The sequence below is a fragment of the Acinetobacter sp. YH12120 genome (genome assembly GCF_013418795.1).
In the GTDB taxonomy this organism is placed as follows: Bacteria; Pseudomonadota; Gammaproteobacteria; order Pseudomonadales; family Moraxellaceae; genus Acinetobacter; species Acinetobacter towneri.
The window spans coordinates 99201-110471 of sequence record NZ_VPBI01000010.1 but is presented as its reverse complement, the minus strand read 5'-3'; the positions used below and the strand labels follow the sequence as shown (position 1 = coordinate 110471).

Here is an 11271-nt window from a genome sequence, read left to right as displayed (position 1 = left end):
CACTAAAAACAATGCTCAAGTATAAATGCGAGAACGCAGGCGTATTGTTTGAAGAAGTCCAAGAAGCCTATACCACCCAAATCTGTTCGTGCTGCGGTGAGATCACCTCAAGTAGTCCCAAAGGTAGTACAGATCTTGGAATAAGAGAATGGGAGTGCATGAGCTGTGGTACAGCTCATGATCGAGATATAAACTCAGCTTTAAACATTCTTGCGCTTGGGCATAAGCGTCTAGCTGTAGGAATCACCCTCTTTTAAGGGGGGAGGATGTCAAAACCTCAAAACCGAGCACATGATTTTACTGCATCTACCTCACCCTGAAAATGAAATCAAAGGTGGGGCATTGAAAGCTGTAAAGCAAGCACTCAAGCAGGAGGGTTTTTTATGAGTTATTTTAAATACAAAGGTTATCTCGGGACGATTGAACCAGACCTTGAAACAGGTGAGTTGTTTGGAAAATTGGCGTTCATTCGAGATCTTATTACTTATGAGGCTGAAACCTTAAAAACACTTGAGCAAGCTTTTCAGGAATCGGTAGATGGATATTTAGATTCTTGTGCAGAATTAGGGAAGAAACCCAATCAGCCATTCAAGGGAACATTTAATGTTCGTATCAGTCCTGAGTTACATCGCAAAGCTGTTTTAGCTTCGGAAGATAGTTCTTTGAATGCATTTGTGAGTGATGCAATTCAAGAGAAATTAATGCGCTTAGGTGGATGATTTTATCAATGCTATAAATTTTGTTCTATATTCAATTTAAAGCATAGCGACCCATTGTTATACAGATCGCTATGCTTTTTTGTGTGAAAACTACTTCTTCTTACGTTTCAAGCGTTTCTTCGCTTGTTGTGCAGCAAGTGCCTCCAAAGCCTCACGCAATTCTTCATCACTAAAGGTGGTGATGTGTTGCAGCATCTGCAAAGTCACATCATCCAACACCAAATTGGCGTATTGTGCGACGTTTTTAAAGTTATCATCAAACACAATCGCATTGTCACTGTTGGTGCTGATATAACCTTGCTGAGTTAAGACTTTAATAAAGCTTTGGAACAAGGCTTTGTCAAAGAATTCAGGTGAGTTGAATTCATACAGCACCGACAAACGCTGACCGACCAAATGGCTGAGTTCTTCGACCTGACGTGCCGAAATATTGCCTGAGCCGCGTTGTGTAATCAGCGCCAGTGTCATGTAATAACGCTCTAAACTCTGCATTACAGGTGCAGCCAATACTACCAACTGGTTATGGTCTTCACTATTTGGTGCAGGTGAAATTAAGTTGCCTTCCGCATCTTCAGAAATCAATTTGGCCTGAATTAACGCTTCTACATAGGCACAAATCCGTTCTTTGAGTTCCTGATCTTGCCATTTCAAGAACAACTCAGCTTTCAGGAACGGATATAAAGTACGAATGACGTTGATTAAATCACCACGACGAATCGAACCATTATGTTTCACCAATGCTGCAATTAAAGATGGTAAGACAAAGGCATGCAAAATATTGTTGCGGAAGTAGGTGAGTAACACCGCCTGATGGTCTTCAATCGCGATAATATCGCCCAAAACGTGCTGCACTCGTTTAATCAGTTTGAGTTTTAAGCCGTAGGCAATAATTTCTTTACCTGATAATGGTGTGACTTGAGTGCGCTCATCATAAGGCAGGGCAGTGAGCAGATTACGGTAAGTGTCTAACTGCTTCACACAAATTTCTTCATCCAAGGTATGTTTTGGTGTTGCCAGTAAAATCAGCGATAACAAAGATACCGGGTTAATTACCGCAGCACGGTTAATGTTTTCCAAAATCGCATGTGCTGAAGTATTCACTGCATCTGACACTTGTGGTGGAATAGGATCATCATTTTTTTCAATGCTGATGTGTTCGGCATCGTGTTGTTTTAGAACATCATCTAAAAACACAGGTTCGCCAAAATTGACATGCACCTTGCCAAAAATCCGTTCAATCTTGCGCATGGTTTTTAAAATGCCCATTAGCGATTCAGATTCTTTTGGCTTGCCTTGCATTTCACCGACATAGGTTGAACCTTCCATCAGGCGTTCATAACCAATATAAGTTGGCACAAAAGCAATCGGTTTAGCACGACCACGCAAATGACTGTGAATGGTCATGGCGAGCATGCCTGTTTTTGGTGGCAACAAGCGGCCTGTACGTGAACGTCCACCTTCAATAAAGTATTCAAGCGGCGTGTTACGCGACAAAATACTGAATAAATATTCTTTAAAGACGGTTGTGTATAAGCCGTTGCCACGGAAAGTACGACGGATAAAAAACGCACCGCCACCACGAAGCAATTGACCTACAAATGGCATATTCAGGTTATCGCCCGCAGCAATGTACGGCACCATCATGCCGCGTTTGTAAATCACATAAGACAGCAATAAATAGTCGATATGACTGCGGTGACATGGGGTATAGATAATTTCATAGTCTTTGGCCAGTTCGCGCACGGTACTAAAATTATGCACTTCCACGCCATCGTACAATTGTGTCCATAAGCGGGTCAGTGCCATATCGGCAAAGCGTACCGCTGCATGAGAGTAGTCCGACACGATTTCATTTAAATAACCAATCGCACGACGCTCGGCTTCAATCACGCTAATTTTACTGCGTAAACTTTCACGACGAATGGCATCTTGCACATCGGGAGATTTAATCAGACTGAGCATGACATTGCGGCGGTCAGACAAGTCTGGGCCAAGTACGACTTCACGTTGTCCATCTAAGTAATTATTTAGAGTGTTAACAATAAAGGTCGCAGGCGACAGGTTCGGATGCTCAGTTTTGGCATGTTCAATTAAAGCGCGTAATGATTGTGGCTCGTGAAATTCCAAATAAGACTGACGACCATGCACCCCAATATTCATTAACTGCTTGACTGTGCCAGGCGTTGCCCACGTATCGGTAAACAGTAGTTTAAACCACGAATCCTCTTTGTCTGGAGAACGTCCCCACAACACGGTCACAGGTACCAATTCAATATCAAGTTCTGGGTGTTGTTCTAATTGTTCAATTAAACGTAACAAGCGTGGCGGAAAAGCATAAGGTGGTGGATTGAGTAGGTTGTTCTCATCGTGATGCTGTAAAAACAGAATCGAGGCTTTTTCTTTATGTGAACCCATCACCAATGGATCAAGCGCAGGCGTGAGTTTTAAGCGACGTGTTTCGCCATCGACCACCAAGGCATTGCTGCGTGAGTGATTTTGCAATACGTAGCAAGTTATCTTGGTGCGAGTGGCATTTGAGTCTACACTTTGCGCATCCTTGACAGGGACTTCACCCAAAACATGCGGTGTCACCACAAGGTCAAGCAGCTTACCAGAAAGCTGACGATACATTTGACCAAAACCACGCTTGGACATATTCACTCCTACTTCATCACCTAAGTCCCTAGCCAGTAGGGAATTTATTTTGCGTCATTGTATCTAATAATCGCGCTGCATTTTTAGATAATTTGCATGAATATTGTTAGATTTTATCGTTAAAAATCGTATTTTTAGCAAAATTGATCGGCTAAGTTGTGACACAGCGGTCAGTCTTTGATGGGTAAAAGATGCAGAATCTATGGCAAAATAGCAGGCTTAAAATAGTCAGTTTATTTTGACGATTTATTTTTTCATCGACTTCGATCCCGCATCCCCAATTTCCGCCATACATAGGTTAGTTATGAACGCACTCACACAAGAGCTGGTTGAACTTCTTTGTTTAGAAAAGTTAGAAGAAAATATCTACCGAGGTATCAGTCGTAACTTGGTGGGTAAACGTGTTTTTGGCGGACAGGTTTTGGGACAGGCTTTACGTGCTGCATCTTATACCACTGATCGTCCTGCGCACTCATTGCATGCCTATTTCTTGTTTGGTGGCGATGTCAACGCACCTATTATTTATGAAGTTGACCGTTTGCGTGATGGTAAAAGTTTTTCTAGCCGTCAAGTACGTGCCATTCAGCATGGGCGTACCATTTTTACTGCGATGGTGTCCTTTGCGCCGTTGGAAGACGGTCTGAATTATCAAATTTCAGAGCCAAACTATCCTGCAGCAGAAGCTTTAAAAAACGAAGCGGAACTCAAACAGCATATTGTCGAGTTTGTACCTGAAAATGTGCGTGCCAGTTTTATGCGTGATCGCTTGGTGGAGATTCGCCCGATTAATCCGAGCAATCCATTTTTACCGCAGCCTGAAGCACCTGCTTATGCACACTACATTCGTACCCATGACAGCATTTCACCAGAGGTGGATGAAGTGTCTTTGCATCAGGCAATTGCGGCATTTTATTCAGACTTCACGTTAATGACCACAGCACTGCGTCCGCATGGTTTGAGCTATTTATCACCAAGTTTGCAGTGTGCCAGTATTGACCATGCCATGTATTTCCATAAACCGTTCCGTGTGGATGACTGGATGCTGTACGACATGGAAGCCACCATTAGCACTAGTTCGCGTGGTTTGAACTTTGGGCGCATGTGGCAAAATGGTGAATTGGTGTGTAGCACCAGTCAGGAAGGCTTGATTCGTTTACGTGAAATCGAAACGCAATAAAATATAGCCTTTAAAATCTACATTCATCAGCCGACATTCATGTCGGCTTTTTTACATCCTGAAGCACGATCTGAACCTAATCAAAGTGCGCTAGAAAAATAATACTCGATTCAATTTCAGCCACATGGCATAGTCCACACATCACATTAAAAAACTCAATTGCGTATGAGCCTCAATACACAAATTCTAATTGCCGCAATTTTGGGTGTGGTGTTTGGTTTTATTCTGAATCTATTTCCAGACAGCACATTTTTTAGCGCCAGTTTGTATGGCATTGGTTTAATGAGCAGTATTTTTATTGGTTTACTGAAAATGCTGCTGATCCCACTAATTTTTAGCTCAATTGTGGTCGGTGTGTCGAACTTACAGGCTATAGGGCAATTGAGTCGAGTCTGGAAAATTACGTTGGCGTGTTGTGTCACCACCACGACTTTGGCTTTAATTTTAGGTTTGGCGTGTGCGCATTTATTTGCAGTGGGTAAAGGCGTAGATATTGTGATGTTTCAAGATGCTATGGCGCAGCATCAAAGCCCAGACACGCTTACGCCGTCTTCGTTTTTTACCAATTTCATTCAAAACACCTTAATCAATCCGTTTAAAGCTTTTGCCGAGGGTAATGTTTTGGCAGTGGTGATATTTGCCTTATTGGTGGGTGTGGCGCTGGTCAAAGGCGGGGAGCACTTTAAAACGGTACGTAAACTCAGTCAGCAATTTTTTGAAATTATGATGTTGATGATTGGCTGGGTAATGAAACTGGCACCTTTGGGGATTTTTGCTTTATTGGCTAAGTTGGTTGCAACCGAAGATATTTCAGTCCTGAGTCGTTTGGCAGAGTTTGCTGCAGTGGTCACGGGCACCACGATTTTTCATGGTGTGGTGGTCTTGCCTTTGCTGTTGTGGATATTTGGCAAAATGGATCCGATCACCTTTTTTAAAGGCACACGTGCTGCCTTAATTACGGCTTTTGCCACCAGTTCCAGTTCTGCCACTATGCCACTTTCGATGAAATGTGCGCAGGAAAATTTAGGTGTGCGTCCGCAAACTGCAGGCTTTGTGATCCCGTTAGGTACACAACTGAATATGGATGGAACGGCATTGTATGAAGCTGCAGCGGCTTTGTTTGTTGCCAATTTAATGGGGCTGGATTTAAGTTTAGGACAGCAATTAATTGTCTGTGCCACAGCCATGATCGCTTCTTTGGGCGCGCCTGGTATTCCAAGCGCAGGTATGGTGACGATGATTATGGTATTACAATCGGTGGGCTTGCCTGCAGAAGCGATTGCGATTTTATTGCCGATCGACCGTTTGTTGGATACTGTGCGTACTGTGGTCAATGTGCAGGGCGATATGATGATTAGTGTGGTGGTCGATCGGCATACTCGTGATGACCCTGCACTGCATTCCTGATAATGGGTTTAAAATCGAATCAAGTTTTCAGCATCATCCTGTTTTATTGTGCTATGTAAAGACATGAGCCAAAGCAGATTAATCCCAACATGGGCTGTAGGCCACTTCCCAAATATGACCATCTAAGTCCTGAAAATAACCTGCATAACCGCCGTAAAAGGTGCTCTGTGCAGGTTTTAAAATTTTCGCACCTGCATTTTTTGCTTGTTTCAATACCTGATCGACCTCGAGTGGGCTATGTACATTATGTCCTAAAGTGATTTGTGCAGCACTGCTGGCTGTACCTGTTAAGCCTGTATCTTGTTGTAAACTTTGTTTAGACCATAAAGCCAGTTTTAAGCCTGCTTGCAGTTCAAAAAAGACCACCGCACCTTGTTCAAATTCCTGTCCAATAATGCCTTCAGTTACAAGTCCTAAGCCGTCGCGGTAAAAATCGAGTGCACGTTGTAAATCTTCTACCGCTAAGGTAATCACTGAAATGTGTGCCTGCATGTTTGATCTCCTTATCTTATGTAATTGTTTAAGCGTTTAATTGTTATGATCTTGACAGTAGGGCATTTCTGGCTGCGTTGTAAAGTGCAACTTTGGTGGAGAGGGAGATTGTGATTACGGCGTAAAACTGAAAGTGGACATACAAATAAAAAGTCCTATTCGAGATTGAGCGAATAGGACTTTATGTTATAGACCAATAGTCAGTAATTTAACGGACTATTTGGTTTCGGTATCAGATGCGGTTAAATCGTCAGTTTCTAAAAATTCAGGCTGATCAACATCAACATCAACATCAACATCAACATCATCGCCAGTCGCTTCTGGAATGCTGTCTAAATCAAATTGATGCGCTTGTTCTAAGGTAAAGTTCAAACGTCCGCCCATCACACTCGCAAGTTCTTCCAAACCTTGCTTATTGAGTGATGAAAACAATTGAATCGAGAAATCTAGTTTCATCTTTTTCAACTGCTGTTTGACTTCAAGCAATACTTTATTGGCAGGGCCGCGGTTGAGTTTGTCCGATTTGGTGAGCAATACATGCACGAACAATTTACGCGAATACGCCCATTCCAGCATCATCACATCAAAGTGCTGTAAGGGATGGCGAATATCCATCAGTAACACCAAGCCTTGTAAACTTTTACGATGAATCAAATAATTTTCGAGTTCTTTTTGCCACACAATTTTCATGGCTTCAGGTACGGCTGCATAACCATAACCGGGTAAATCGACCAAACGCTGTTCGGGGTTGCCCAAACTAAAGAAGTTGATCATTTGAGTACGACCCGGTTTTTTAGAAGCACGTGCCAATTGTTTTTGATTGGTTAAAGCATTAATTGCACTGGACTTACCTGCGTTGGAGCGTCCTGCAAAAGCCACTTCGTAGCCAGTATCTTCTACACATAAATTCAGTTTAGGCGCACTCATTAAAAACTCGGCTTTACGCAGCCAGTTTAAGGCGCGAACAGAGTATTCAGTAATGGCAGGGTCTACTTTTTTCTCGTAGCTAATTTTCTGCCGTGGCTGTGCTGCTGCCTTACTGTTTTTCGATTTTCCTCTGCTATGGTGCATAACTTAACTTCAATTCATGGTCTACAAACAGGCATTATAAAGCAAGTCATACAGGCAAGCGACCTTTGCGCCCTGAATGCCCGAAAAAAGCAACATCTAGGATGATATTGCTTTGACCGTTTAAGTTACTTTAAAGATGAATCAGCGGGATTGGAGATTGTGTACTGAACTGTAAATTGGGTACAGGCTGTAGCACTTCACCCAAGCTGTATTGATCTAAGCTTTGATAAAACTGTTCCATTGCCTGATTGAGAATGCCTTTTAGTCCACATTGCGCACGCAGCACGCAGGGCGGGGTATTACACTCTACAATTTGATTTTCACCTTGCAGGATTCTCACCACATGACCTAAACGCAAAGGCAATGCTTCAGGATGCAAGCGAATCCCGCCACCTTTACCACGAGTGGTAATTAGCCATCCTTGCTTACCCATAAAGTGAACGATTTTTACCAGATGGTTCTGGGAAACATGCAAATCCTGTGCAATTTCCGCAATGGTATAGGGTACATCTCGAGGACGCGAGATATACATTAAAATACGCAGCGCATAGTCGGTGAATTTATTTAATTGCATGATCGCACAGATGTTTTTTTTAAATACAAATAAATTAAGGCTAGTCTAGCATAACTAGACTAGCCTTACCTATTAGCTTTTAACGCTTTAGATTAGTGGCGAACACCACCTGTACCAAACGCTTCGCTATGGATTTGCTCATCTTTGATGCCACGCGCAAGTAAAGCTTTACGCTGTTCTGCCATGAATGGCATTGGACCACATAAGTAGTAATCTGCATCGGCTGGTAACAGCGCTGCATCTACAGTGCTGAGGTCTAAACGACCTGCAACATCGTAATCTTGACCCAGTACATCACCTTCGTTCGGGAACTCATACGCAGTCAACGTATGAATACGTGGACATTTTGCAGTTAAGTCTTGGAGATGCTGTTTCATGGCATGTACTTGTTTGCTACGACATGCGTGAATAAATGTCACAGGTTGTGGCACATCTAAAGTCACCAATTGATTCAACATTGCAATCATTGGTGTTAAGCCAACGCCGCCACTAATGAAGACATTGCGTTTGTTGCTGTCGATGAGGAAGAAGTTACCTGTTGGTGCAGATACTTCAACTTCAGAACCTTCTGGTAATTGGTGCAATACGTTCGATACCCAACCTGCAACTTTATCTGCACCATTGCCTGGCTCACGTTTTACAGAAATACGTAAGTAATCTTGTTGTGGGCTAGTCGATAGCGTGTATTGACGTGGTTGCTTCAAGCCAAGTTCAGGTACAAATACGCGTACTGAAATATATTGACCTGCTTCGTATTTTGGTAAATCGCCACCATCTACTGGCTCGAAGTAGATTGAAGTGATTTCGTCACTTTCTACAACTTTCTTGGCAATTTTGAAATTACGCCAGCCTAACCAGCTGCCTTTAGTTTGTTCGTGTTGTTCGTAGATTGCACGTTCAGCATTAATAAACACTTCTGCTAACTGACCATAAGCAGCTGCCCATGCATCAATTAGAGGATCTTCCATTGAAATATTTAATACTTCGCTAATAGAGTGAAGTAGGTTTTCGCCCACAATATTATAGTCAGGTGCTTGAATGTTTAAGCTCACGTGTTTGTGGGCAATCAATTCAATCACAGGCGCAAGCACAGAAGGATCTTCAATGTTTTCAGCATAAGCCAATACAGCACCTGCAAGCGCTTGAGCCTGCGCACCACTACGTTGGTGACCCATGTTAAAGGTTTCTTTTAGATCAGGATTATTCCCCAACATGCGGTTATAGAAATAACCAGTCAGTGCGACACCATTTTCACGGAGTACAGGAACAGTTGCTTTTACAAGGTCAATTTGCTGTGGAGTCATGTTCGATCTCTCATGGCTGTTATTTATAAGATGTATTCAAAATACATCTTATAAATAAGGATTGCAAACATTTTTTTGTGAAACCTTAAAAAAAATATGGATTATAAAAATATCCCATTATTTTTAAAGTTTTTATGGGGTTTGTAGATGTGACAGCGAGAGGTTTGTAAGTGTTCATTTAGGTTTTGGATGGTGCATCCATGAATGAAATCTATACAAACCTCATCGTTTATAACATGCTATTTCTTACCAAATAATGACCCTAACAAACCTCGTACAATTTTCTGCCCAGTAGAACCGCCTAAGCTGCGTGCTGCGCTTTTGGCAAAGGTACCCACAATATCTTGAGTCAGTTTTTCACGCTGTTTGGCAGCGCGTTCTGCTTCTTTTTGCTGTTCGCGGGCTAGACGTTCTTGCTCGCGCGCTTGTTGTTTGGCGAGTGCTTCGGCTTCTTTTGCCTCTTGCTTGGCGCGAGCTTCAGCTTCTTTGGCTTCAATTTTAGCTTGTTCTGCTGCTGCGGCTAGTTGCTGACGTTGTTCAACTTTTTGTTGCAGCATTTCATAAGCACTTTCACGATCTAATTGCTGCTCATACACACCTGCAATAACACTCTGGCTGATACAGGCTTGACGTTCTTCTGTGCTAATTGGGCTAAACGATGAGTAGGGCGGCATTACCCAAGCGCGTTCTACAATTTGCGGTGTGCCTTGTTCATCTAAGCAACTAATTAAGGCTTCACCTACCGCAAGTTCGGTAATGGCTTGTTCAACTTTAAAGTCTGGGTTGGCACGGAATGTATCTGCGGCAGTTTTTACTGCTTTTTGGTCTTTGGGTGTAAAAGCACGTAAGGCATGCTGAACACGGTTACCCAATTGTCCCAATACGCTTTCAGGCAAGTCCAGCGGGTTTTGGGTCACAAAATAAATCCCCACGCCTTTAGAGCGAATTAAGCGTACCACTTGTTCAATTTTTTCTTGTAGCGCGCTGCTGGCATTGTCAAATAACAAGTGTGCTTCATCAAAAAAGAACACCAGTTTTGGCTTGTCCATATCGCCCACTTCAGGCAATTGTTCAAACAGTTCTGATAACATCCATAATAAAAAGGTGGCGTACAGTTTTGGCGTGTTCATGAGTTTGTCTGCAGCCAAAACATTAATATTGCCGCGTCCCTGACTGTCAGTTTGAATAAAATCCAAAATATCCAAACTCGGCTCACCAAAGAATTTATCACCGCCCTGATCAGCTAAAGCCAGTAAATTGCGCTGAATCGCACCCAAACTGGCTGGAGAAAGATTGCCATACTCAGCTTTAAATTCACTGGCGTGTTCGCTGACATAGGTCAGCATGGCTTTTAAATCTTTAAAATCAATCAGTAATAAACCCTGATCATCGGCAATACGGAATACCGCAGACAACACGCCCTCTTGGGTGTCATTCAGGTTCAGCATTTGCGCCAATAATAACGGGCCAATTTCAGAAATGGTGGTACGAATCGGATGACCTTGTTCGGCAAATAAATCCCAAAACACCACAGGAGATGCTGCAAACGGAATGCTTTCGATACCTAAGCTCTGAATACGTGCATCAAACTTTGGGCTGCTGCTGCCTGCTTTGGCTAGACTGGAAACATCGCCTTTGGCATCGGCTAAAAATACGGGTACACCAATTCGTGAAAAGCTTTCTGCCAAGACTTTTAAGGTGACGGTTTTACCTGTACCTGTTGCACCTGCAATTAAACCGTGGCGGTTGGCAAACTGTGAATGTAAAACCACGTCTTGTTGAACGTCGGCAGTTTTTTTACCAATAACGATTGCTGTACTCATATTTTTATCCTGATTTATATAGCTATTGTTAAAATGATGATCTGTGCTG

The 11271-nt window shown here is 42.7% G+C and carries 10 protein-coding genes; 4 read left to right on the top strand and 6 right to left on the bottom strand.

The features are described from left to right. Positions 1-257 (top strand): zinc ribbon domain-containing protein (locus FTU58_RS08605; protein ID WP_179988826.1); only part of this gene is annotated, 257 nt, incomplete at its 5' end. A gap of 126 nt (positions 258-383) precedes the next feature. Beyond that, a complete protein-coding gene (locus tag FTU58_RS08600) occupies positions 384-719 on the top strand; it encodes a type II toxin-antitoxin system HicB family antitoxin (RefSeq protein ID WP_180062331.1) in 336 nt (111 codons plus the stop codon). Positions 720-809: 90 nt separating this feature from the next. Here FTU58_RS08600 and plsB read toward each other — a convergent pair whose 3' ends face one another. Further along, positions 810-3374 carry a glycerol-3-phosphate 1-O-acyltransferase PlsB gene (gene plsB / locus FTU58_RS08595; protein WP_004974675.1) on the bottom strand — a complete coding sequence of 855 codons (2565 nt, stop codon included), beginning with the start codon at positions 3372-3374 and terminating at the stop codon, positions 810-812. Between the two features lie 304 nt (positions 3375-3678). Here plsB and FTU58_RS08590 point away from each other — a divergent pair, with 304 nt between their 5' ends. Beyond that, positions 3679-4551 carry an acyl-CoA thioesterase II gene (locus FTU58_RS08590; RefSeq protein ID WP_004974677.1) on the top strand — a complete coding sequence of 291 codons (873 nt, stop codon included), beginning with the start codon at positions 3679-3681 and terminating at the stop codon, positions 4549-4551. Positions 4552-4716: 165 nt separating this feature from the next. Further along, the gene (locus tag FTU58_RS08585; protein ID WP_180044025.1) at positions 4717-5958 is read left to right on the top strand and encodes a dicarboxylate/amino acid:cation symporter; all 1242 of its coding nucleotides are present in this window, start codon (positions 4717-4719) and stop codon (positions 5956-5958) included. A 78-nt stretch (positions 5959-6036) separates the two neighbouring features. Here FTU58_RS08585 and FTU58_RS08580 read toward each other — a convergent pair whose 3' ends face one another. The 5 genes from FTU58_RS08580 to FTU58_RS08560 form a co-directional block, all read right to left on the bottom strand. Further along, a complete protein-coding gene (locus FTU58_RS08580) occupies positions 6037-6450 on the bottom strand; it encodes a VOC family protein (protein ID WP_019836869.1) in 414 nt (137 codons plus the stop codon). A 216-nt stretch (positions 6451-6666) separates the two neighbouring features. After that, entirely contained in the window at positions 6667-7521 is an 855-nt protein-coding gene (yihA, locus tag FTU58_RS08575; protein ID WP_179989915.1) for a ribosome biogenesis GTP-binding protein YihA/YsxC, read from the bottom strand. 130 nt (positions 7522-7651) lie between these two features. Beyond that, complete coding sequence (locus FTU58_RS08570; RefSeq protein WP_004974689.1) at positions 7652-8095, bottom strand: Rrf2 family transcriptional regulator; 444 nt, start codon at positions 8093-8095, stop codon at positions 7652-7654. A 92-nt stretch (positions 8096-8187) separates the two neighbouring features. After that, the gene (gene hmpA / locus FTU58_RS08565; RefSeq protein ID WP_004974691.1) at positions 8188-9399 is read right to left on the bottom strand and encodes an NO-inducible flavohemoprotein; all 1212 of its coding nucleotides are present in this window, start codon (positions 9397-9399) and stop codon (positions 8188-8190) included. Positions 9400-9638: 239 nt separating this feature from the next. After that, positions 9639-11222, bottom strand: coding sequence for a helicase HerA-like domain-containing protein (locus tag FTU58_RS08560; RefSeq protein WP_154320301.1), 1584 nt, complete (start codon positions 11220-11222; stop codon positions 9639-9641). Positions 11223-11271 lie beyond the last annotated feature (49 nt).

Bases quoted from the DNA above. Each gene is read 5' to 3' on its own strand.
- hmpA (WP_004974691.1), bottom strand. From the start codon at position 9,399: ATGACTCCACAGCAAATTGACCTTGTAAAAGCAACTGTTCCTGTACTC.
- FTU58_RS08570 (WP_004974689.1), bottom strand. From the start codon at position 8,095: ATGCAATTAAATAAATTCACCGACTATGCGCTGCGTATTTTAATGTAT.
- FTU58_RS08560 (WP_154320301.1), bottom strand. From the start codon at position 11,222: ATGAGTACAGCAATCGTTATTGGTAAAAAAACTGCCGACGTTCAACAA.
- plsB (WP_004974675.1), bottom strand. From the start codon at position 3,374: ATGTCCAAGCGTGGTTTTGGTCAAATGTATCGTCAGCTTTCTGGTAAG.
- FTU58_RS08585 (WP_180044025.1), top strand. From the start codon at position 4,717: ATGAGCCTCAATACACAAATTCTAATTGCCGCAATTTTGGGTGTGGTG.
- FTU58_RS08590 (WP_004974677.1), top strand. From the start codon at position 3,679: ATGAACGCACTCACACAAGAGCTGGTTGAACTTCTTTGTTTAGAAAAG.
- FTU58_RS08580 (WP_019836869.1), bottom strand. From the start codon at position 6,450: ATGCAGGCACACATTTCAGTGATTACCTTAGCGGTAGAAGATTTACAA.
- FTU58_RS08600 (WP_180062331.1), top strand. From the start codon at position 384: ATGAGTTATTTTAAATACAAAGGTTATCTCGGGACGATTGAACCAGAC.
- yihA (WP_179989915.1), bottom strand. From the start codon at position 7,521: ATGCACCATAGCAGAGGAAAATCGAAAAACAGTAAGGCAGCAGCACAG.